The organism is Verrucomicrobium sp. BvORR034 (assembly GCF_000739635.1).
Taxonomy (GTDB): domain Bacteria; phylum Verrucomicrobiota; class Verrucomicrobiia; order Verrucomicrobiales; family Verrucomicrobiaceae; genus Verrucomicrobium.
The window spans coordinates 39,555-61,225 of the sequence record NZ_BATQ01000049.1 but is presented as its reverse complement, the minus strand read 5'-3'; the positions used below and the strand labels follow the sequence as shown (position 1 = coordinate 61,225).

Annotated in this window: 18 protein-coding genes; 6 read left to right on the top strand and 12 right to left on the bottom strand. The window is 59.2% G+C overall.

Annotated features, from left to right (window positions below; genetic code table 11):
* Nucleotides 1-2: 2 nt before the first annotated feature.
* Both galU and BV034_RS08955 read right to left on the bottom strand, forming a co-directional pair.
* Nucleotides 3-884: a UTP--glucose-1-phosphate uridylyltransferase GalU gene (gene galU / locus BV034_RS08960; RefSeq protein ID WP_050026186.1), complete on the bottom strand. Its 882-nt coding sequence runs from the start codon at nucleotides 882-884 to the stop codon at nucleotides 3-5.
* Nucleotides 885-923: 39 nt separating this feature from the next.
* Entirely contained in the window at nucleotides 924-1,928 is a 1,005-nt protein-coding gene (locus BV034_RS08955; protein WP_050026184.1) for a GHMP kinase, read from the bottom strand.
* Nucleotides 1,929-2,144: 216 nt separating this feature from the next.
* Between BV034_RS08955 and deoC the strand changes: the two genes are divergently transcribed.
* From deoC to BV034_RS08925, 6 genes are all read left to right on the top strand, one after another.
* On the top strand, nucleotides 2,145-2,939 hold the full coding sequence (gene deoC, locus BV034_RS08950; protein WP_050026183.1) for a deoxyribose-phosphate aldolase: 795 nt from the start codon (nucleotides 2,145-2,147) through the stop codon (nucleotides 2,937-2,939).
* A gap of 199 nt (nucleotides 2,940-3,138) precedes the next feature.
* Nucleotides 3,139-3,816, top strand: coding sequence for a hypothetical protein (locus tag BV034_RS08945; protein ID WP_050026181.1), 678 nt, complete (start codon nucleotides 3,139-3,141; stop codon nucleotides 3,814-3,816).
* 27 nt (nucleotides 3,817-3,843) lie between these two features.
* Nucleotides 3,844-4,152 (top strand): transcriptional regulator, encoded by a 309-nt coding sequence (locus tag BV034_RS08940; protein ID WP_009964023.1) that lies wholly within the window; start codon nucleotides 3,844-3,846, stop codon nucleotides 4,150-4,152.
* Nucleotides 4,153-4,215: 63 nt separating this feature from the next.
* Nucleotides 4,216-5,106: a 4-hydroxy-3-methylbut-2-enyl diphosphate reductase gene (gene ispH / locus BV034_RS08935; protein WP_050026178.1), complete on the top strand. Its 891-nt coding sequence runs from the start codon at nucleotides 4,216-4,218 to the stop codon at nucleotides 5,104-5,106.
* A gap of 41 nt (nucleotides 5,107-5,147) precedes the next feature.
* Nucleotides 5,148-5,936 (top strand): ferritin-like domain-containing protein, encoded by a 789-nt coding sequence (locus BV034_RS08930; protein WP_050026176.1) that lies wholly within the window; start codon nucleotides 5,148-5,150, stop codon nucleotides 5,934-5,936.
* Between the two features lie 47 nt (nucleotides 5,937-5,983).
* The gene (locus BV034_RS08925) at nucleotides 5,984-7,042 is read left to right on the top strand and encodes a hypothetical protein (RefSeq protein ID WP_265592798.1); all 1,059 of its coding nucleotides are present in this window, start codon (nucleotides 5,984-5,986) and stop codon (nucleotides 7,040-7,042) included.
* 740 nt (nucleotides 7,043-7,782) lie between these two features.
* Here the strand turns inward: BV034_RS08925 and BV034_RS08920 are convergent.
* The 10 genes from BV034_RS08920 to BV034_RS08875 all read right to left on the bottom strand — a co-directional run bounded on the left by BV034_RS08920 (nucleotide 7,783) and on the right by BV034_RS08875 (nucleotide 21,644).
* Nucleotides 7,783-9,744 carry a heavy metal translocating P-type ATPase gene (locus tag BV034_RS08920; protein WP_050026172.1) on the bottom strand — a complete coding sequence of 654 codons (1,962 nt, stop codon included), beginning with the start codon at nucleotides 9,742-9,744 and terminating at the stop codon, nucleotides 7,783-7,785.
* Nucleotides 9,745-9,840: 96 nt separating this feature from the next.
* On the bottom strand, nucleotides 9,841-10,335 hold the full coding sequence (locus BV034_RS08915) for a hypothetical protein (protein ID WP_050026171.1): 495 nt from the start codon (nucleotides 10,333-10,335) through the stop codon (nucleotides 9,841-9,843).
* Nucleotides 10,336-10,390: 55 nt separating this feature from the next.
* Nucleotides 10,391-10,870 carry a hypothetical protein gene (locus tag BV034_RS08910; protein WP_050026169.1) on the bottom strand — a complete coding sequence of 160 codons (480 nt, stop codon included), beginning with the start codon at nucleotides 10,868-10,870 and terminating at the stop codon, nucleotides 10,391-10,393.
* 81 nt (nucleotides 10,871-10,951) lie between these two features.
* Nucleotides 10,952-14,083, bottom strand: a complete 3,132-nt coding sequence (locus tag BV034_RS08905; RefSeq protein WP_050026168.1) for a CusA/CzcA family heavy metal efflux RND transporter — start codon at nucleotides 14,081-14,083, stop codon at nucleotides 10,952-10,954.
* A gap of 3 nt (nucleotides 14,084-14,086) precedes the next feature.
* On the bottom strand, nucleotides 14,087-15,259 hold the full coding sequence (locus tag BV034_RS08900) for an efflux RND transporter periplasmic adaptor subunit (RefSeq protein WP_050026167.1): 1,173 nt from the start codon (nucleotides 15,257-15,259) through the stop codon (nucleotides 14,087-14,089).
* A gap of 32 nt (nucleotides 15,260-15,291) precedes the next feature.
* Complete coding sequence (locus tag BV034_RS08895; RefSeq protein WP_265592797.1) at nucleotides 15,292-16,605, bottom strand: TolC family protein; 1,314 nt, start codon at nucleotides 16,603-16,605, stop codon at nucleotides 15,292-15,294.
* A 77-nt stretch (nucleotides 16,606-16,682) separates the two neighbouring features.
* Nucleotides 16,683-17,132: a hypothetical protein gene (locus BV034_RS08890; protein WP_050026164.1), complete on the bottom strand. Its 450-nt coding sequence runs from the start codon at nucleotides 17,130-17,132 to the stop codon at nucleotides 16,683-16,685.
* Between the two features lie 201 nt (nucleotides 17,133-17,333).
* Nucleotides 17,334-19,184, bottom strand: coding sequence for an N-acetylmuramic acid 6-phosphate etherase (gene murQ, locus BV034_RS08885; RefSeq protein WP_050026162.1), 1,851 nt, complete (start codon nucleotides 19,182-19,184; stop codon nucleotides 17,334-17,336).
* A gap of 310 nt (nucleotides 19,185-19,494) precedes the next feature.
* The gene (locus BV034_RS08880) at nucleotides 19,495-20,376 is read right to left on the bottom strand and encodes a metallophosphoesterase (RefSeq protein ID WP_050026160.1); all 882 of its coding nucleotides are present in this window, start codon (nucleotides 20,374-20,376) and stop codon (nucleotides 19,495-19,497) included.
* On the bottom strand, nucleotides 20,373-21,644 hold the full coding sequence (locus BV034_RS08875) for a PQQ-binding-like beta-propeller repeat protein (protein WP_050026158.1): 1,272 nt from the start codon (nucleotides 21,642-21,644) through the stop codon (nucleotides 20,373-20,375). The genes BV034_RS08880 and BV034_RS08875 overlap by 4 nt, the downstream gene beginning before the upstream one ends.
* Nucleotides 21,645-21,671: the final 27 nt, after the last annotated feature.

Genomic DNA, 21,671 nt, shown 5'->3' with positions numbered 1-21,671 from the left:
CCCTACTGTTCGAGCAATCCGGCCAGATAACGCTTCAGTTCCTCGCGCATATCCTCCCGCTGCAGGCCCCACCAGAGATTGGCTTTCACGAAATCGAGCTTGTTGCCGATATCATGCCTCCGCCCCGCGTAGCGAACGCCGTAGAGAGCCTCCCGCTGCATCAGTGCCGCCATGGCATCGGTCAGTTGCAGTTCTCCGCCCTTGCCGGTCGGGGTCTGCTCCAGTTGCTCGAAGATGGAAGGCGAAAGGATGTAGCGGGCCGACACCGCCAGCCGGGAGGGAGCCTCCGCAGGACTGGGCTTCTCCACAAATTTGTCCGCTTTAAACACCCCGGGCTCGATCTCAGCGCCACCCAGAATGCCATACCGGCTTACCTTCTCTGCCGGCACTTCTTCCAGCGCAACGGTGGAGCCGCCATGGCGCTCATGCACATCCAGCAACTGCCGCAGCACTGGCTTCGCGCCATCCGTAGGCGAGACCAGCGCGTCCCCCAGCAGCACCGCGAAGGGTTCAGCCCCCACATGCTCCCGGGCGCAGCGCACCGCATCCCCCAGACCGCCCATCTTGGGCTGAAACACGTAATGGATCCGCGCCAGGGACTGCAGTTGCCGCAGTTCCGCCAGCGTCTCGTGACGCCCCTTCGCCTCCAGATCTGCTTCCAGTTCGGGGTTGGCGATGAAGTGCTCCTCGATCGACCGTTTGCCGCGGCTGATGATCAGCAGGATGTCAGTGATGCCACTCGCGACAGCTTCCTCCACCACATACTGGATCACCGGCTTGTCCACCACTGGGAGCATCTCCTTGGGCACCGCTTTGGAGATGGGGAGGAAACGGGTGCCGAACCCGGCGGCCGGGATCACGGCTTTGCGCACTTTAGCAGTCATGATGAATCGTTCTCGGTCTGACGTGAAAGGTTGCTGGAATCAGGGGAGGATTTGAGGATTGATCACCTCAATGTCCCGGCTGCGGAATGCCTCCACCAGCCTGCCAAACATGGCTTCATCCTCAAAGGTGCCGACAATCGCTCCACCGCTCCCGGTGAACTTGGCGCTGGCCCCCACGTCGCGGGCGATGTCCACCATTTCCAGATTTCCCGGACTGATCTTATAGAGCCGGCGACGCAGATCGAAGTTCTCGTTGAGAAGCGGTCCGATTTCCCGCCCTCTTCCCGCGAGCAGCATCTCCTTCACCCGTTCGGCAAGATTTGCCCACTGGTACATGGCAGACACCACTTCCCGTTCTCCGCGATTCCAACGACTGCGGATGTCGTTGTGAAAGACCTCCGTCCCCTCGCTCAGGCGCTTTGTGTAGGCCACATACACGTTCGGCAGGAGGGTCGGATCCAGCTCCTCGTAGATGCCGTGGCCATAGGTTTCCATGTGGCCGCGGTTGAAGTCCATGAAGACCACCCCCTCATACACCTGGATGACGCGATCCTGCAGGCCGGCTGGAATCCCCAGTTCGTCATTCTCCACACTGAGCACCAGACTGGGCTGAATGTGCTTGGGAATCTGCTCCTCGACTCCGTAGAACTCCATGAGCGCGCGCAGGCAGGCGCAGATGATCGCGCTGCTGCCTGCCATGCCCACCTGCGGAGGGATGTTGCTGCTGTAGCGAAGGGTGAAGTTGCGGTCATGCAGGGCGATGCCTTCCTTCGAGCAGTAGTCGTGGAAGCGCTTCACCGTCGCCTTGAGCAGGCGGATGCCACCGTAGTAACCAAACTGGGCCACGTCTCGCGCCAGCTGACCGATGCTGGGAAAGACCGAATGGTCACGGTCACTCGGCTCAATCGTCAGTTCCGGTGTTTCGAACAGGACGATTTCCGCCTCGTAGTTCCGGATCACAAAGGAGATGGTCTTCCCAAAATATCCGTCGGATGGATTGCCGACCAAGCCGGCGCGCGCGTGTGCTTTTTTACGAATGACCATGTGGGAGAAGAACTGCTGTCTGGCGGAAAGGGGCGCGATGTTATAGCCGCGCCGCTCCGTTTGACAACCGCAAAGCAGCGGCTCCGCGCCCTCTCCCCTCCACTGCGAGTACACGGCTCCCTCACGAAACCACCTTGACCCCCAGCTTTTGCCACCCTAGGTATCGCCCGCTCCGTCCTGGCCCCAAGTTTGTCCGCAGCCCCACCACTTTTCACCATGAAATATTGCTACGAAGACCTCGCCGGGATGATTGACCACTCGCTGCTCCATCCCACGCTCACGGACGCTGAGCTGGAGGCGGGTTGCAAACTCGCTGCGGAATACCACGTGGCTTCCGTCTGCATCAAACCCCACGCCGTGAAACAGGCTGCAGCCTGGCTCGCCGGGACCGATGTGAAGGTGGGCACCGTGGTCGGTTTTCCCCACGGCAACAGCCTCACTGAGGTCAAACGTTACGAGACCGAACTCGCCTGCCGCGATGGGGCTGTGGAGATCGATATGGTCATCAATCCCGGCAAGGCCATCGGTGGCGCTTGGGAGGAGGTGGAACAGGAGATCCGCACCATTTGCGACACCGCCCACCAGCATGATGCCAAGGTGAAGGTCATTCTGGAAACCGACTACCTCCGCACAGGCGGTGCCGGACTTTCCAGAGACCAATTGATCGCCAAACTCTGCCAGCTTTCAGAAAATGCCGGAGCCGACTGGGTGAAAACCTCATCCGGCTTCGGTTTCGTAAAGCAGCCTGGCGGCGGCTACAACTACTGTGGTGCCACCGAGCATGACCTGGAACTGATGCGCGCCAGCGTGTCCGACAAGGTACAGGTGAAAGCAGCCGGCGGCGTTCGTGATCTGGATGCACTGATCAAAGTACGCGACCTTGGAGCGACCCGTTGTGGAGCCTCCGCCACCAAGGCGATGCTCGACGAGTTCCGCCGCCGAGAAAAGTCCGAGCGAGCTGGCGTCGCCCCCATCCCCACCACGGGTGTGCTCGGCGCAGGCGGGTATTGAGGCGAAGCCAAAGGGCAGGAGAATCGCCCCCAACCCGCGCTCGACCTGCTCCGACAAGCACTCGAAGGAGTTCTGGCGGTCTGTCTCGCTGGCCCCCGGTTCATTTTCGTGGGAGCAGGTCAACCTCCGTACCCAAGCCGCTGAAAAACATCAAAATCCGTTTGCCTCCCCAAACCACTTTGTGATACAAAGTGAGCCCATGGCCTCCGCGTCTTCCCACGACACTGCCTTGGAACATCTCCGGATCATCCGGACCCTGATGGAGCGCTCCCACATCTACCGGGCCGTCTCCGCCCCCGCGGCCTTGATTGGCGGCGTCCTGGCCCTCCTCGTCAGCGGCTACGGCATCTGGCAGGAGTACCTGCGGGAGGCAGTCACTGGCGGGGATCCTGGTTTTCGCGGGACGCGTTTCCTTGTGGTTTGGCTGGTGCTGCTGGTTCTGGCCAGCGTCATCAATCTGTTCCTCTTGATGAGGGAATCCACTGACAAAGGCGAACCGGTTGTTACCGATGGGTTGAAAATGGCATTGCGGGCCGTCGTGCCACCTCTGCTGACAGGAGGCGTCCTGGGGATCTGCCTCATTGTTTATGTCCGGCAAATTGAGCTGGCAGCCCTGGTATGGATTCTTTGCTACGGACTCGCCCTCCAGGCCACGGTCAGCTTCGCCCCGCGTTCCATCATCCATCTAGCCCGGGCCTTTCTCATCACGGGCCAGGTTCTCACCCTTCTCTGGTTCGCCTTCGGCGGACCCGGTCTGGCCATCTGGAATGGCGCGGTCGCTTCCGCATTTCTAGGGCTGACGTTTGGCCTCTTTCATGTCATCTATGCCGTGGCCGTCTTCTTCAAGTCGTCCACCGCCACCGGCCCGCTTGTCTGAGCCCAGCCCGCCGCCCGCCAAGGAATAATGATCGACTTCTCCCAGCTTGACCGCGTCATCCATGAAAAGGGGCGACTCGCCATCATGACCGTGCTGGCCTCCCGGAGCCCGCGGGCCTTCCAAGACCTCAAATCTGAACTCGGCATGAGCGATGGCAACCTCATCTCCCACCTGCGAACCCTGACCAAGGAGGGCTACGTCCGCGAACTCAAAACCACCGCCGCGGACAGCTCACGCCCCTGCACCAGCTACGAGATCTCCGGGGCCGGGAAGAGCGCCTTCAATGCTTACCTCAAAGTGCTGGAAGCCATCGTGAAGCAATCGCGTCCCTCTTGAGTTTTTTTGCCCACTAACTTTGCCACACAAAGTAAAACCACCCCCACGAACCCCATCTGCAGTATGAACATCACCTTGGCCAAACATCACGGCATGTGCTTCGGCGTCCGCCAGGCCCTGCGCTCCACGCACGACGCCGCCAAACGCGGCCCCGTCACCCTGCTGGGCCAACTGGTCCACAATCCTCTGGTGGATGCCCACCTGCGCACGCTCGGAGTGCAACAGGGCACCTTGGACAGCCCCGGCAGTGCTCCCACGCGGGAGGTCATCATCTCCGCCCACGGAGCATCCGACCGCGACAGGTCTGCCTGGAAGGACATCGGTCATCAAGTCACAGACACCACCTGCCCCTTGGTCCGCAAGGCCCACGATGCCCTGGCCACCCTGGTGGAAGGTGGCTACTTCCCCGTGGTCATCGGTCAAGCCACGCACGTGGAAGTAAGAGGACTGGTAGGAGACTTCCCTCATGCCCAAGTCGTGCTGGAAGATAGCGACCTGGATCATCTGCCCCACCATCGCCGCTACGGCGTCATCAGCCAGACCACTCAGCCTCTGCTTCGTGTGCTGCACTTGGTGGAGGCTCTGAAACAGCAGCATCCCCAGTCGGAAGTGCGCTTTGTGGACACCGTTTGCCACCCGACGAAACAGCGTCAGAGCGCCTTGGAAGACCTCTGCGGACAGTGCCAGGTCATCATCGTGGTCGGCGGTCGCAACAGCAACAACACCCGCCAGCTCACGGAAGCAGCCCGCCAGCTCGGCTGCACAGCCCATCAGATCGAGCGCCCCTCTGAGATAGATCCCGCTTGGTTTTCGCGAGGGCAGGAAGTCGGCGTGACCGCCGGCACCTCCACTCTGGACGAGACCGTTCGCGAGGTGGTGGATCGCCTGAAGAGCATCGCCGCCGAACTGCCCCAACCCGGCCTCTTCCACAGTCTTCTAAAGCAGAAAAGCTGATCTCTACTCCCTCCCCCAAACTCAGCCCCTAAAAAAATGCCATGAACATTCCCAGCTGGATCCAGTACTTCGAACGCAATCGCTCCAACTTTGACGAACCTCCGCTCGACCCGGACGCGAGCCCTCTGCCAGATGGCCTACGCCTGCCCCTGGCCGATTCACTGGCCGTTTTCCAGCTCGGCGAGACCGGTGGTGGCACCCGTCTCATGCGTTACGTGAGACAAACCCTCCGTCACCAGCCGGAAGATCTTGAGGGGTACGACCTGGCAGTCCGGCTGTTTGTAGCGGAGGAACAGCGCCACGCCCAGCTGCTGGAAAAGCTGGTAATCTACCTAGGCGGCACCTTGTTGCAGAAGCACTGGACGAACACCGTCTTCCGGAATCTCCGCACGCTCTTCGGCATGGAGTTCAACATTCAGATCCTCCTCACCGCCGAACTCATCGCCGAGGCCTACTACGGCATGATTTACCGGAAGACCACAGATGAGGCGGTCAGGTCATGCTGCCATAAAATCCTGCGGGACGAAATGCGCCATATCGCCTTCCACACCAGCTTTTTCCGAGAGCGGCTCGCCAGCATGCCCCGCCCGCTCCGGAGATTGTGGCGCTCGGGCTTCAGAGCATGCCATCGAATCACCGCTACCATCGTGGCCTGGGATCACCGTCGACTCTTGAGGTCACTAGGCGTCGGCCAAGGGGAATTTGTCCGCCTCACCCTGAAGGCTGGACAACGCTTCCTCCGACGGCTTGACTCTCCCTCATCTTCCTGGCAGCCTGACATTTCTTTGCGTTCCTGCCAAAAAGCTTCGCAACTTGCCACCCCCAACTAAGTTTAATCGCGACCGCACGTTACGGCAACATGTCCCTGCACGACACCATGAAACGGTTTCTCACTCCCGCATTGCTCTGCGCTCCGGTGCTGGCCTTCTGTCCGACCGCTTCCGCCCAGGAAGCTCCCGCCCTCACTCCCGAGCAGACCGCGAGCATCATGAAGCAACTCGAACAGATCGAGGGGCAGATCACCAAGAACCGCGGCGACGCGCTCGGCGCAGCCTTGACCCGCTTCCGTGCCGCCATGAACGGCGACAAGGAAGCGATCGATCTCTGGTTTGCCTGCAATAAACTTGAGAACTATGACAAGAAGGATCTGAAGGCCACTGACTTCCAGGCCTGGAAGGACGGCCAGGAAAACCGGGTAAAGGACCCTGATTTCCCCATCGGTTTGCGTCTCCAGCTGGAGTACCTGGTCCTGAGCATCCAGGCTCAAGACATCAAGGATATCGAGAAAATGGGACCGACGGTCGCCGCGCTTCAGGCTTTCATTCCTAAGGCGGTCAATGCCGTGCAATCCACCATGAAGCACAGTGCTTCTGGGGCGATTGAGGAGAAGAATCCTGGCCGCGGCAATGGCGGCCCCAGAGGTGGCGGCGGTGGCCCCCGCGGCGGCGGTGGCGGCAGTTTGGGGCAGACGCTCCGCCAGCCCGTGAAAGGCACCATCTTCAGCCAGGCTTACACGCTGGACCAGATGCTGAACAGGCAGGATTGGGAATACTCCCCGCTCAACATCAATGGCATCTACAAGAATGTCATCCTCCCCTACTACCTCGACCAGAAGCCAGCTGAAGTCCCCGCCCAGTATGATGCGATGATCAACGCTGAGCTGGCTATGCGAAAAGGGACCATGAGCGAGACGGAGTTCGCCCAGTACTACAAGGAAGAAGCTCCCGACCTCCAGTGGGGCAAGGCCAACTTCCTCCTCCAGCACAAAATCACCCCCATTCTGGCGATGGCCGACATGCTCAAGATCATCCGTGAGAACCCCACTCATCCCAAGGCTGGCGCTTGGGTGAAACAACTTCGCGAGGCGGTCAACCAGACCCAGATCCCGACCACGCCGACCTCCACCGAGCCTGCCCCGGCTGCTCCTCAAACTTAGCGTCAGGCGGATTCATTCGCATCTCGTTTCCTTCAGCCGGGCTCGCTTTAGAGCCCGGCTGAATTCGTTATGGGGCCGAACCAAGGCTGTGAAAGTTGATGAAGCACAACCCGAGCTTCAGACCTCAGGCCACCATTGAGCCGGTGACGGACAGGCGGAGATCGAAAACGCCAAGTAGCCCGTAGCGGCGCGGAGGTCGCCATCAATGACCAACAGTGAGATCAAACAGGATCTTGTGGAACGACCTGCCATAGATCCACGCCATGAGAATGGAGCGGGAAGAATCCCGCTCACCATTCCAGGAAAAACAACACCAAGGCCATGCATCAACAGAACAGGCTGCTGGAAGAACGGTTTGATCAATAGGAGCGAGGAGTTTTCTCCAGGTCCGCCAGGAAACGCGCTCCATCTTCGCGGCTCATCAGGGTGCTCATGTACTGATGATGCTTGAAGGTCTCCTAAGCGGTATGGATTGCAAAATCTGTAAACGGGTTGCCGTTCCCGTGAAATGAAAGTTCGATCGCCCTTAGCTGTGACACCTGCTCATCGGTGAGATGGTAACTCACTTTCCATTTTTCAAGCTGCTTGTTTAGGGCGAAAGGCTACTGCTTGATACAGGAGAGAATGAACAGCCAGATGACAATGGCACCTCCCACGAAGGCCACAGAGAGAACCTTCAGCTTGTCCCCTAGGAGGATCACCGCGGGAGAGAAGCCCCGTCGGGCCTTGCTTCTTCTTGCTCATATATCGGAGCGGACCTTCAGCAGGCGAAGGGCATTCATAATCACGAGGAGGGTCGCTCCCGTGTCGGCAAGGATCGCCATCCAAAGACTGGCGTGACCTGTAAAGGCGAGCAGCAGAAAGACCGCCTTCACCACAAGGGCAAATGTGACGTTGAACTGGATGATGCGAACCGTGCGGCGCCCAAGATGGATGGCTTCCGCGACCCGGCGAAGATCGTCTTTCATCAAAGCCATGTCGGCTGTTTCGATCGCCGTATCACTCCCGATCGCTCCCATTGCGATGCCGACGCTTGCGATTGCAAGAGCCGGTGCATCGTTTACACCATCGCCGATCATGCCGACATATTGGTAGCGCTTCACCAGTTCGCGGACCCGTTCGACCTTGTCTTCAGGAAGCAGGTCGCCGATCGCCTCATCGATCCCTGCCTGGGCAGCGATCGCTTTTGCGGTCCTCTGATTGTCACCGCTGAGCATGACGACCTTCTCAAGACCAGATTCGTGAAGGAGTTGGAGCGCCTCCTTGGTCTCGGGTCTCAGGGTATCACCGATGGCGATGATCCCCACCACCGAAGGCTTGCAGTCAGAGTGCTGGCGGTGTCCGATGATCGCGAGCGAAAGCCCCTTGGCTTCTATCTCGTGCAGTTGGCTCTCAAGTTCTGGCGTACACGCGCCGAGTTCATGTGCCATGCGATGGTTGCCGACAAAGTAAAGGTGACCTTCGATCGTACCTTCTGCGCCACGTCCTGTTTTTGAAGCGTAGGCATCAGCGCGCATGAAACGGACGCCCCGTTTCGTTGCTTCTGCAACGACGGCTTTCGCAATTGGATGTTCAGAGTGCGCGTCAATCGATGCTGCTTTTGCGAGCACTTCGTCCTCCGAATTGCCATCCATGGGGACGATGTCCACGACCTGGGGACGCCCCTGAGTGATGGTACCGGTTTTGTCTACGGCGAGTGCGCGTAATTTTCCGATCGCTTCCAGGTAGGCACCACCTTTCACCAGGACTCCCCTGCGGGCGAGCGCCGTAAGACCAGACACGATGGAGACTGGGGTGGCGATCACCAGTGCGCATGGACATGCGATCACAAGCAATACAAGCGCGCGATAGGTCCAGACATCCCAGCCCTGCTGGAACATGAGCGGTGGAACCAGCGCAATCAGCAGCGCTACCACAAAGGTCGCGGGGGTGTAAAATGCTGCGAAGCGATCAACGAATCTTTGCGTTGGAGCTTTCTGTTCCTCGGCCTCGCCGACCAGCTGGATGATCCGCGCCAGAGTCGACTCATTGGCGAGCTTGGTCACTTTGACAGTGAGTGATCCTTCCCCATTGATCGTCCCGGCAAACACTCTGTCTCCTGGTTGTTTGTCGACCGGCACTGATTCACCGGTAATGGGGGCCTGATTGATTGCGGAGGAGCCCTTTGTTACCTCTCCGTCCACCGGCACACGACTGCCGCTGCGAACAAGGATCTCGGAACCGATTTTCAGCTCAGCCACGGGCGTTTCTTTTGTGCTTCCGTCAGGCTGGATGACGTCAGCCGTGTCTGGAGCCAGTTCGAGCAGCGAAGCGATAGCCCTACGTGCGCGACCCGCACTCCACGATTCCAGAAGCTCCGACAACGCGAACAGGAATACAACACTGGCGGCTTCTTCCCCTTCTCCGATCAGCCATGCTCCGACGACGGCTACAGTCATGAGGACATTCATGTCCAGTCGCTTCCCAAGCAGTGCCTTCCAGGCCGCAGGGAACACCAGGAGACCTCCCGCGATTGTGGCGAGGGCAAAAGCGATCGTGGCGATGTAAGAGGAAAGTGGGGTGAACCATTCAATCACCAGACCGGCACCAGTGAGGGCGCCGGAAGCACCGACCAGAAACCCGCGTGGCAGTTTCGTGTCATCATGGCCGTGCTCACACCCTGCATGTTTCGTGCCGTGACCGTTTGTGTGCTCTTCACTCATAGATGTAATTGCTTGTGTCGATTAACGGACAAAAAATTCATCTGGTCAGTTGATCGCCGATAGCGGGACGCATCATTCATCCCGGCAATATATCGCTCAGCGCTGGGCACCAGGTTTTAGAGAGATGATGCTATAAGCTTCTCCCAGCAGCTTCTCTCCGTCCAAAACCTCTACCGACCAGCCATGATAGCGGCGTCCCGCAGCAGGGATGCGCTTGCTTTTTGTGCTCCGCCCTGTGCCTGAGGTCTGCCCATGCGCAGGAGTATGCCGGAATGTGACCTCGGGAAGCTCCAGAGTTGCCCGTCCCCTATCCAAACTCGCTGACACCGTAACTTCCTTTTCGACGACCACCTGGACTGCGGTCAGATCATCGGCATAAAATTTGGCTCTTACAGTGAGGCGATCAGAAGCGAGTTTGGGCGCCCCGGAGATGGTGACGACCAGCTGCTTCTTGATGACCTCCTCAACCCCCTCTTTGGGATCGTCATGCTCTGTAGCGAGCCTGGCTTCAACTCGAACCGAATCCGATGCAACAGCAGTTGCATGCGGCACCAGCAAGAGGGCGATAAGGAACAGGGCGGGCATCTTCATGGTTCGGGGGATGCAGCCGCGTGAAACGCGGCTGCACAGGGTGAAGGTTGCGGGGTTACTTCTTCTCCTTTTTGAGGTCATCACCATGCTCGCAAGTGCAGGCGTATTCCTTGTTCTTGCAGGTGGGGCAGTCATTGAGGTTCAGGTTGAACTTCTCATTGACCGCTTTTGCCCCCTCTTTTTCACGGATCTGCACGACGGTGGGAAGATCATTGCCTTCAGGTATCGTCTTGTCGGAGATCAGCTTGTCCCCTTCCTTGGTGAAGGCAAGCTTTGTAGGAGCTGAGCGGTCGCCAAGGACCACACTTATCACCTGGGATCCAGGCGCAACGACCTTGTTGTCGTCATCGACAAAGCGAATCTCCACCTTCTTGTCCTTGTTGACGAAGAACTCCACGTGGGGTTCAACCTCGGTGATAAGTTTGCCGCCGGTTGGGCCCGCTTTTGCTGCGTGGTCATGGTCATGCTTGTCTGCCGCCGAGACAGTGATTGCCATGGCGAGTGCGATGAGAGTGGTGACGAATTTTGTTTTCATTGGATCCTATAGTTTGAGCTTGGTTTGGGTTCTGGCTTGCCGCAGCGGAGCATTTTCCCATGCCCCGCATTGGAAATCTGTTTAGTGAGATGCAGGCGCGTCCCTCTCGATCGCATTTGCTGCCGCTTTGCGGCCAAACGTGTAGAACACAGTGGGTGTCACGCCCAGCCCGAGCAGTGTACTGGTGACAAGCCCCCCACAGATCACGACTGCCACCGGATGGAGAATTTCTTTGCCAGGCGAGTCGCCCGCCAGGACAAGGGGAATGAGGCCGATACCGGCGCTGAGAGCGGTCATGAGCACCGGCACGAGCCTTTCCAGCGTTCCGCGCACCACCATTTCCTTGGTAAAGCCTTCCCCCTCATGCTGCATCAGGTGCAGATAGTGGGAGATCAGCATGATGCTGTTTCTTGCAGCCACCCCAGCCACCGCGATGAATCCCACGAGAGTTGCTATGCTGATGTTGTTGAGCTTGAAGTAGGTGAACACGAGCCCCCCCACCAGCGCCAGCGGGATGTCGAGCAGAACCTGCACGGCGAAGAAGGGTGTGCGAAAGTATCCGTAGAGCAGGAATGCGATCACAACGAAGACCACGCCAGTTAGGATCGCGATCCGCTGGGATGCATCCTTCTGCGCCTGAAACTCCCCTTCGTAGCTGATGAAATAACCTTCGGGGAGCTTCACCCGTTCCGAGACCTTCTGTTGCAACTCATGGACTACCGTTCCAACATCACGCACCGTCGGTTTGATGGCGATGGTGAAGATACGCTGGGTGTTCTCCCGGTTGATCAGGTTTGGCCCCTTCGCCTCTCGCACCTCTGCAACAAGGTTCAGCGGTATGCGCTGTTCGTCGTCCACCTGGATGGGGAGTTCTGCCAGCTTGTCGACAGAGTCGCGCCATTCGATAGGAAGACGGATCGTGAGATCGACACTTCTCTGGCCCTCGCGGAGTTCTGCCACTTCTTTTCCGCCAATCAGCATGGAAAGCTGCTCGTTGAGATGCCCCGGCGTTATCCCGTAGGCTTGTGATCTGTCTCTGTCGGCTTCGATCCGTAGCTGCGGGATGGGCGATTGCTGATCCAGCTTTGCATCCTCGAACCCGGGGATCTTTTTGGCTATCTGCTGAACCTCAGTCCCAATCTCGCGGAGTTTGTCGAGGTCAGGCCCAAATACTTTGACCGCCACTGGAGCAGACACACCGCTCAACATGTGCCCAATGCGGTCTGCCAGCGGTCCAGTCAGCACACTGAAGGTACCCGGCACGGTTTTGATCTTTGCTTTGATGTCGTCCAAGATCTCGGCACGGCTGCGAACCGGTCCGCCGCCAGTTTCCTTCCGGAAGTCCACATCGAACTCGGCCGTGCTTACGGGTACGACGTGGTCCCCGCGTTCAGCGCGTCCGAGTCTTCGTCCAACTTTGCTGACCTCTGGGATGGAGAGCAGTTGCTGTTCTACGACATCGCAGATCCGGTTCATTTCCTCAAGAGAGGTACCTGGCGCTGCGGTAGTTGAGACAAGGGCAGTCTCTTCCTTGAATGCCGGAAGGAAGTCCTTGCCCATTTGGGGGTAGAGCAGGAATGCGCCAACCACAACCATTGCGACCAGGCCCAGAAGAAGAAAAGGCTGGCTGAGGCCAAACTTGAGGAGGGTGTTTTTGAGCACCCACTTCATCCCTCTTGTGATGAGGCCATCTTTATGTTCATGCCCGTGCTTGGGATTCAGCAGGAGAGAGCACAGGACGGGGATCGCGGTGAGAGACACCACGAACGATGCGATCATGGAAATAATGGTAGCGATCGCGATGGGTGCGAACAGGCGTCCTTCGACTCCGCTGAGCCCCAGGAGGGGCATGAATACCAGGATGATGAGGATCGTGGCGTAGAGAATGGAATTCCGCACTTCGCCGGATGCCTGGGCGATCACATGAAGCCTTGGGTGCGGTTTAGGCAGGCCGGCATTTTCCCTGAGACGTCGATAGACGTTCTCGACATCGACGATGGCATCGTCCACGACCATCCCGATAGCGACAGCAAGGCCGCCCAGGGTCATGGAATTGACCGAGATACCGAACCATTTGAACGTCAGCAACGTGATCGCAAATGACAGCGGCATGGCCATCAGGGTGATAAAGGTCGTGCGGAAATTGAGGAGGAACAGGAAGAGGACAATGGTGACCATTATTGCCCCGTCCCGGATCGCCTCTTTGAGGTTTCCGATGGCATGCTCGATGAAGTCCGCTTGACGAAACAAGAGCACTGCCTCGACCCCAGCGGGGAGGGTGGGCTGGAGTTCCTTGATCGCTTCCTCGATCTTGGTGGTGAGGGTCATCGTGTCAAAGCCAGGAGCTTTGGTGATGCTCATGATCACTCCTTTCATTCCATTGACGCTGGCATCGCCGCGCATGGGCTCGACACCCCAATCGACCTTGGCCACGTCAGCGATGCTGATCGGGCGGTCGTTGATCTTCTTGATGACCGTGCGGGCGATCTCGTCAAGATTCACAGTCATGGCGAGATTTCGCACCATGATCTCCTTCGGCCCTGTTTGCAGGAAACCGCCGGTACTGTTGCTCGCGGATTCCTTCGCCGCCTTTTCAAGTTCCTCGATCGAAACCTCGTTCGCCTGCATGCGGTAGGGGTCAGGCTGAATCTGAACCTGCTTCACGCCTCCACCCATGTTGAGCACCTCTGCAACGCCAGGGATCGATTGCAGCCGTCGGCGCACTGTCCAGTCAGCGATGGTTCGCACATCCCGCGGCGGGATAGTTCCATCGGTGCTGCGAATTCCGACGAGCAAGATCTCCCCCATCAGCGAAGCTACGGGAGTCAGGAACGGTTCAGTGCCTTCCGGAAGCGACCCACGAGAGCCTTGCAGTCTTTCCTGCACGAACTGCCGCGCCCGATAGATGTCAGTTCCCCATGAGAACTCTGCATAGATGAGGGACAGCGCGACGTCAGACTTTGAACGCATGCGACTAAGCCCCGCCACTCCCATGAGCGAGCTCTCAATGGGCTGGGTGATCAAGGTCTCAACTTCTTCAGGGGCCAGGCCTGGTGCCTCAGTCAAGATGGTGACCGTAGGTTTCGTGAGGTCTGGAAGGACCTCAACGGGCAGTTCACGCACAGACTGTGCGCCAAGAGCCATGAGGAGAAGCGCCAACCCGATGATCAGGGCCCGGCTTGCCAGGGCCCAGTGAATGAGTTTGTTCAGCATCGCTTACGCTGCCTCCTTCTTGGGTTCGCTTTTTTTGGCGGCGACCTGGGGGTAATCAGCCACCGGTTTGCGGCGCATCGCGACCACCAGCAGGAACAGCAGGATCACATTCACGGTGTATGAGAACATGGCCAGCGGGCCTCCGCCTGAGCCACTTTCTTCATTGGCATGCGCTCCACCTTCGCCTCCTTTGGCCCCCTTCTGTTCGGGCTTGAGTTCCGATCCATCTGCAGCGTGCTCGTGACCATGAGCGGCATCGAGAGCCTCCTTGAGGCTGACGCTGCCGCCACCCGCGAAGGCGAGCGAGTAGCTTCCCTGAGTCACCACCTCGTCACCGGGCAGCAATCCACTGAGGATCTCGCCAAAGCGGTCGTTCATCGATCCGACAGTCACAGCCGTTTTTACGAACGCATTCTTGAGGTCGAAATCTTTTACATAGACGAATCGGCTCGCGGCATCTCCCTGAATCGCACTGCGAGGCACGCTTGTGACGTTGTCGCGCTTTCCTAGAACGATGCTGAACTCTCCACGCATGCCGGGACGGAGCAGGAGGTCTGGATTGGGCAACCGAAAGATGGCGTCAATGGTCCCGCTTTTTGCGTCAGCGGCTGTACCAAACCTCAGCAATTCACCGTCGAATTTCTCGTCTGGAAGGGCGGTTACCCTGATGTGGGCAACGGTTCCGGGCTTCATCTTGCCGGCCTGATGTTCAGGCACACGAGCGACGGCATACACTTCCGAAAGATCCGTGATCTCGAGCAGGGAGTTTTCCGGTTCAACGGGTTTGCCCAGCTGCATGGCTGTGGAGGTGACCAGTCCGCTGAGGGGTGCCACCACTGATATGACGGGCGGCGGATCGCCCGGCTGACGGCTTTCGATACGGGCCACCTCAGATCCTTTTTGAACATGGTCTCCCACGCTAACCTTGAGATCCACCACCCGGCCGGAGATGCGGCTGCTCACAGCCCCGGCGCGGATCGGAATATGCTCGATGCGGCCCAGGGAGAAGATCGTTTCCTCAAAGGTTGTTTCTTCGACCTCGACGGTTTCGATCCGGAGATTTTTCACTCCTGTATCATCAAGAACCACCGTGTTGGCGGCTCGCCTGGCATCAGCCCCTTGCAGAGCCACAGGAATTGCCAATGCGGCGAGAAGGAGCTTTGTGAGATTTGTCATACTGTTGAATGGAGAGTTGAGAAACTGGCGCTCTATTTTCCCGCTGCGGAGTTGTGTTGTGCAGATGCGGGCGCATGCCTGGCTGTCGCGGCCTCGTAGCGGATGCGCGCAAGATGAAAGTCACGCGTCGCGTCAAGCACAGCGGCTTCAAGTTGCAGCCGTTGCTCACGCGCTCTCAGGATGGTGAGAAGGTCAACCTGACCGGTCTCGTAGGCCTTCTCCAGCTTGTCCGTTTGTTCGACAACCAGGGGGAGCAGCTTCCCCCTTGTTTCCATTGCAAGCGCGGCATTGGCGGCCATTTCGGCACGAGCAGCAGCGACTTGATTCGTGATGCCTGCGGCAAGCGCCTTGGTTTCAAGGGACGCCCTGAGGGCTGCTGCATTCTTCTCTGCAATCTCGCCCTGGTTCTTGTTCCAGAATGGAAGCGGAACCGAAACGCGGAATCCAAAGAAGCCGGTGCGTTCGAGACCGTCAGGAGCATCCTCCATGCGCTCCCCCTCCCACATCACACCCGCAGTGACGTCATCCCATTTCTTTGCTTTGGCGAGGTCAACTTCAACGAGAGCAACATCGGCGTAGGTCCGGGAAAGCTGGTAGTCAGGGCGTGAAGTCCACTCTCCTTTCGCCGGCAGTGCCGTGACGGGGAGCCCTCCGGCAACCACCAGAGTATCATTGGCTGCGGCCCCGAGTTTGGGTTTGAGCTCCCCCAGAATGCTTACCCTTTCGGCTTCCAGTTTCCGACCTTCCAGCACCAGGCGCTGGCTGTCGACCTGCGCCTGGGCGGCATCCAGAGGGGAGATCTCCCCTTTGTTTGAGCGATCAGCAGCGAATGTGGAGAGCTTTTGCGCAAGCTCGGTTTGTTGCTGACGAAGGGCTCTTTGCTGGTCGATGGAAAGCAGTTTTACGACCAGTGACTGCGTCTCCGCGATCACCTGGCGCTCCATCTCCCTCACCTCTAGTTCAGCGGCACTAACGAGCTTCTGGGAGATTGTTTTCTCGAGTCGGAGGCGCGCGGTCAGCGGGAATTTCTGATCAAATGAAACGCCCACAGTACCTTCTTCAAAGCGCCGGTCATGAGTGAGGTTCAGGCCGAGGTCAGGATTCGACAGGCGACCAGATCCAAGCAATCTTCCTTTGGCCTCGTCGATCCGTAGCCTTGCGGCAACCAAGTCGGGATTGTGCCTTTTGACATAGCGGGGAGTCTCTGAGAGCGAGACTGAGACATTCCCGGCAAAAGCCGCAGGCGCAGTGATAACCAATAGAGCAAAAAAACACGTACGCATAAGCAAAACAAAAGTTTGGTCGATTGAAGGATTCCGTGGGAGCGAAGTATCGCCACGAGTCACGGCGGAAGTGCAGGCACATTCAGGCCTCGCATTCCACTAGGGAGCCATGAGCGGATCATGCCGCCCGGCCTCTAGTATCAAACCAAAAGCACCATGCACTTGGCCACCTGGACCGCTGAGGTCAGGTTTTTGTGGCCTGGATCCGCAGATGCGCGATTGATCCCTGCCTCGGCTTCAGCCTTGACCTGGATCGCGGGCCATTCAAAGAATGGCACCTCACTCAGGAAGATGGCGTAAAGGGGAGGGATCGAGACGTTGTTGAACGCTGTCGCCCCTGACTTCAGATCCAGTGAGACCGATTCGTGATGCTGCGTGCCGCTATTGCTTGGGCAAGCCTCACCAGCCTTTTTTTCACATGGGGTGTAGCCGGAAGGGCCCAACCCGACATTGTGGCAATGCTCTGCCTGGATTTCGATCGCCTGACCCAGGTGTTCACACAGGAAGCCATGCTTCATTCCATAAACTTGTGCATACCCCACGGCCAGAACGGCCAGGAGAGGTAGCAGAAGCTTGACGAAGCGGATCATGGTCCCAGTAAGACTAGTGATGAAGTGAAACTGTTCAACAGAATTTCAGGTGCAAAATGAAACACTACAGTGTCGGCGCTTGTTTTGGCGTGAAAAGCTGGCTTCACCTCATGACTGCCCCATCGTTACCTGGGGTCTGCAGAACGGGTCCGCTTTGTCATCCGCAACAACTTGAAGATGCGCTTCCGCACCGGCCGCGGTTCAGACGCCCCGCGCCTGCTGCTCCTGCACCAGCTGGACCGCCTCCTTCACCCGCCAGCCAGCGGTCTCCAGCATCGCCAGCGCCGTCGCGGCCCCGCATCCAGTTATTTCCTGCACCAGACGTACCGCCCGATCCTTGAGCTTCACATTGCTCGCGTTCAGGTCCACCATGAGATTGCTCACCACCTTGCCGGTGTGCACCATGGCCAGGGTGGTCAGCGTATTGAGCACCACCTTGGTGGCTGTGCCAGCCTTCAATCGCGTGGAACCCGTGAGCACTTCCGGCCCCGTATTGATCCTCAGGATGCGATCAGGAGTGTGCTCTGGAGCCACCTCCAGCGCGGGATTGAAGCACAACATGGCCGTGACCGCACCGAGGCGACGGGCCTCGTGCAAAGCCCCCCAGACAAACGGCGTGCGACCACTCGCAGCAATGCCCAGCACCACATCTCCACGACGGACGCCGCGATGCCGTACCGCATCCGCACCCGCCGCCGTGTTGTCCTCCGCCCCCTCGACTGCCGACCAGATGGCCCGCCGGCCCCCGGCCATGATTCCTTGAACCTGATCCGGAGGCACGCGGAATGTAGGAGGACACTCGCTGGCATCCAGCACGCCCAGGCGGCCGCTGGTGCCAGCACCCACGTAGTAGAGCCGCCGCCCCGCGTTGAAGGCACTCACGGTTTGCTCGACCAGCCACTCCAAATCCTCGGCGACCTCCAACACTGCAGCGCAGGACGCTTCATTCTCCCGGATCATGAGGCGCACCGCCTCCGACAGCGGCATGGTGTCCAGATGCATGGAGGCAGGATTGCGCTGCTCGGTCGGAGACTTTGCCAGCGAGGCCAGAGCGACCACCTCCACTTCGGCAGGCAACGGCGTGGTGCCTCGCGGACGCAGAGGCCGCCCAGTCTGCGACACAGGAGCCAGTGATCGGGCCAGCGCCACCGCCCCCCACACGCTTTCGCGCTCCAGGGGACTGATGCTTGATTGGGGTCGATGAATAGACAGCAGGCTGGACACTTCGCCAGAAAAACGGGGCTGCTTGAGCAGGGTGCTGCCCGCCAGAATGTACTGCACCTTGGCGTCAGCATGCACCAGATGGTTCGTGCATCGGGCCGCCATGTCGGCCAGCTTCTGCGCCGCATCGTGCACGAGCTGAGCAGCCAGATCGTCACCCCGGCCCGCCTCAGTGAAAACGGTGATCGCCAGCCGGGCGATCTCCTGTTTCTCCGCCTCCTGAGTCCAGGGGATGAGGTCATCAGGGTGATTCAGTAGCAGAGCCTGCAAAATGGCCTCACCCAAAGCCGGGAACCGGCCGTTGACATCATGCTGGTACACCACAGCGCGGAGAGCCTGCAGCGCGATGTCTGAGGCGCTGCCCTGGTCTCCCAGTATGTGCCCCCGCCCTCCCACCTTGACCACCCGCCCCTCGGAATTCCGACCATAGGCACAGGAGCCGGTGCCGCTCAGCAGAAGCACACGGGCCTCCGCATCATCAGGCCAGTCGCCAGCGGCTTCCAAGGCGGTCTCAAGGTCATCGCTGGCTAGAAAAGGCGTGTCAGGCCAGATGCCTTGAACCAGATTCACCACCCGCCGACGGTCGTCTTCATTGCGCAACCCGGCGAACCCGCCGCCAATGGCGGAAGGAGCGAGGGTGAGTCGGTCACGAATCGACTCAAACAGGTGAATGAGTTCTGCGGACGTGGCCAGCCGGATGTTCGCCGGGCCGAGATCAAAGCGGTCCACCACTTCATTCTCCCCCCGGACTGAAAGCACCGTGGTGTGCGTGGCTCCGGTTTCAATGCCCAGCCAAACAGGACCTGGGAGGCGGCTCGCAGCAGTGCTCATGGGTGTTGGGACGAAAAGCCGTCCCTCTAAGATACGCCTTCTGGCGGCGGAGCAACCGCCAAAAACGCCCCTCTACCGCTACCACCAAGCCACCGTCCACGAACGTCTTGCCAGAGTTTCCGAGATGGCATCCACTCAGGCCTTGGTCGTCATGGGTCCACCTCCCCGCGGTAGATTTCGCCCGCCCGCAAACCATGGGCAGGTGAGCCCTCCAGGTTCATGAGTCAATCATCCACCTTTGTGTTCGTCCCGGCAAACCCGGACCCGGGGGGTTCCTGAGACAACTCGCGCAGGAAAGAACCAAGAACCCCTAAACCACATCCGTGTTCACCACGTCAAAGCAGGCGATCTCCGGCGGGCACATGAACCGCACATGGTACTGGATCGTGCCGATCCCCCGGTTCACATAGAGTTTTATGTTGTCCACGTCATAGAATCCTGCCTGGAACTTCACCCCCCAGCTTGGAAGACGAAGGGCACCAATGCCCGGGAGGCGGATCTGGCCACCATGCGTGTGGCCAGAGGCCTGGAAGACGATTTGTTTCTCCCCCGCCAGATGGCTGGCGTAGTCTGGCTCATGCACCAGCATGAGGGTGCGGTCATCCGGCTTCAACCCCTGGGAGGCAACTGCCCAGTTGGGGCGACCACCCCAGACGCTCTGCAGCCCGGTCAGCACCACCTCGCCTCCAGCGCAAGGCACCCGCGTGTGCCGGTTCACCAGCACGTCGATGCCCTGTTTCACCAGGATGTTCTGAATGCGACTCGGCTGGTGCCAGTGATCATGATTGCCCAGGCAGGCGAAGACGCCGCAGGCGGACTGAAACCCGGCCACGACCTGGCCAAACTCCTCGAACCTGCGGCTGGTGCTGGAGATGTAGTCTCCCGTCAGCATGATGATGTCCGGCTTGAGGGCATTCGTCCGCCGCACCACCTCCGCGAGATATTCCTCCTCAAACAGGGGGTCGAAGTGAAAGTCCGTCAGGCTCACGGCCCGGAACTTTGCCGGAGCCCGACTGCCCAAAGCCAGGCGCACATCATGGTGGTCCACCGTCACGCGATGGCGCTCAATGAGAGACGAGTACCCGTAGGTCGCACCTCCGCCCATGATCATGGAGGGGGCCGCCAGCAGCCGAAACCGCTTCAGGAAGGCGCGTCGCTTTTCGCTCAAGGGGGTTCGAGGATCCGCGTTCATGGGGTGCCCACGCAATAAAGCGCGTTCTGGGTGCGGATGAGAAGCTGCCGACCGTTCACCGCGTAGGAGGCCAGCGACTTCTGGCCCAGCGCATTGGTGGAAAGCAGCTCCAATTGGCGGCTGGCCTTGATCACGTAGCCATTGCCCAGTTCATCCTGAATGTAGATTTTGCCATCCGCGTACAAGGGCGAGGCGGAAGTCGCCCGGGCCACCCTCTCCTGCCAGAAGAGCTTGCCGGTCTTGGCCTCGAAGCACGACACGATGCCATTGTCCGCGACAGAGAAGAGATCCTCCCCCACTGCCAGCATGGAGGGCGTCAGCGGAGCCCCTTTCTCCATGCGCCAGACCACGTGGGTTCCGGTGACGTCGCCCTTGCCATCCGGACGAATGGCCAGACCAGTGGGCCTGTCGTAGCCCGTGCTGAGGAACACCAGGCCCTGCGCATAGATGGGCCGTGGCACCACGGAGTAGCCTTCGTAACTGACCTTCCAGATCTCGCTCCCGTCCTTGGGATTCAGCGCGCTCACCACATTGCTGCCAGGAGAGACGAGTTGCTTCTCCCCCTTCACCTCAATGAGCAGCGGGGTGGAAAAGGAGAACGTTTTCTTCGCCCCGGCCGTGCGATCCGTCTTCCACTTCATCTTGCCAGTGCGCTTGTCCAACGCCACGACAAAGGGGTTGCTGGCTGCATCCGCAGGAAAGATGAGCAGATCATCCACCAGCACCGGGCAGGCTCCACCACCGTGTACCGGGCTGTAGGTGACCTGCTGGTTCTTCCATTGAACCTCCCCTTTCGTGTTCAGGCAGGCGGTGCCGAAGTGTCCAAAGTGGGCGTAGATCCGGTCGCCCTCCAGGACAGGCGTGGGGCTGGCATAACTGTTCTTCCCATGAATGCCAAAGGTATGCGGATCCTTGATGACGAACACCTCTTGATCCCAGATCACTTTGCCATCCGTGGCGTTCAGAGCCATCACCCGGAGCGAGAAGGTATCGTGCGGATCCGTGGAGTCCTTGGCCCCCACGGCATTGGTGAGATACACCACCCCATCTCCCACCACAGGGGATGACCACGCCCTGCCGGGCAGGTCAGCCTTCCACGCGATGTTTTCCGTGGCGGACCACTTCACCGGCAGACCGATGGCATCGGAACTGCCCTGTCGGGTGGGCCCGCGGAACTCAGGCCAACTGGCCTCCCCGGCGGGTGCTGACCAGGCCAGCGAAGTGCCGGCGACGAAGGAGAGGGTGAGCACAGCGCGGATGAAGGTCATAGTCGGGCAGGGTCGGCTCTGGCAGAT

What these genes read in the sequence shown, in the direction of transcription:
- ispH (WP_050026178.1), top strand. Translation starts at nt 4,216, where the DNA reads ATGAACATCACCTTGGCCAAACATCACGGCATGTGCTTCGGCGTCCGC.
- BV034_RS08930 (WP_050026176.1), top strand. Translation starts at nt 5,148, where the DNA reads ATGAACATTCCCAGCTGGATCCAGTACTTCGAACGCAATCGCTCCAAC.
- BV034_RS08880 (WP_050026160.1), bottom strand. Translation starts at nt 20,376, where the DNA reads ATGAACGCGGATCCTCGAACCCCCTTGAGCGAAAAGCGACGCGCCTTC.
- BV034_RS08940 (WP_009964023.1), top strand. Translation starts at nt 3,844, where the DNA reads ATGATCGACTTCTCCCAGCTTGACCGCGTCATCCATGAAAAGGGGCGA.
- deoC (WP_050026183.1), top strand. Translation starts at nt 2,145, where the DNA reads ATGAAATATTGCTACGAAGACCTCGCCGGGATGATTGACCACTCGCTG.
- BV034_RS08900 (WP_050026167.1), bottom strand. Translation starts at nt 15,259, where the DNA reads ATGACAAATCTCACAAAGCTCCTTCTCGCCGCATTGGCAATTCCTGTG.
- BV034_RS08905 (WP_050026168.1), bottom strand. Translation starts at nt 14,083, where the DNA reads ATGCTGAACAAACTCATTCACTGGGCCCTGGCAAGCCGGGCCCTGATC.
- BV034_RS08925 (WP_265592798.1), top strand. Translation starts at nt 5,984, where the DNA reads ATGAAACGGTTTCTCACTCCCGCATTGCTCTGCGCTCCGGTGCTGGCC.
- BV034_RS08910 (WP_050026169.1), bottom strand. Translation starts at nt 10,870, where the DNA reads ATGAAAACAAAATTCGTCACCACTCTCATCGCACTCGCCATGGCAATC.
- BV034_RS08945 (WP_050026181.1), top strand. Translation starts at nt 3,139, where the DNA reads ATGGCCTCCGCGTCTTCCCACGACACTGCCTTGGAACATCTCCGGATC.
- BV034_RS08875 (WP_050026158.1), bottom strand. Translation starts at nt 21,644, where the DNA reads ATGACCTTCATCCGCGCTGTGCTCACCCTCTCCTTCGTCGCCGGCACT.
- BV034_RS08890 (WP_050026164.1), bottom strand. Translation starts at nt 17,132, where the DNA reads ATGATCCGCTTCGTCAAGCTTCTGCTACCTCTCCTGGCCGTTCTGGCC.
- murQ (WP_050026162.1), bottom strand. Translation starts at nt 19,184, where the DNA reads ATGAGCACTGCTGCGAGCCGCCTCCCAGGTCCTGTTTGGCTGGGCATT.
- BV034_RS08955 (WP_050026184.1), bottom strand. Translation starts at nt 1,928, where the DNA reads ATGGTCATTCGTAAAAAAGCACACGCGCGCGCCGGCTTGGTCGGCAAT.
- BV034_RS08920 (WP_050026172.1), bottom strand. Translation starts at nt 9,744, where the DNA reads ATGAGTGAAGAGCACACAAACGGTCACGGCACGAAACATGCAGGGTGT.
- galU (WP_050026186.1), bottom strand. Translation starts at nt 884, where the DNA reads ATGACTGCTAAAGTGCGCAAAGCCGTGATCCCGGCCGCCGGGTTCGGC.
- BV034_RS08915 (WP_050026171.1), bottom strand. Translation starts at nt 10,335, where the DNA reads ATGAAGATGCCCGCCCTGTTCCTTATCGCCCTCTTGCTGGTGCCGCAT.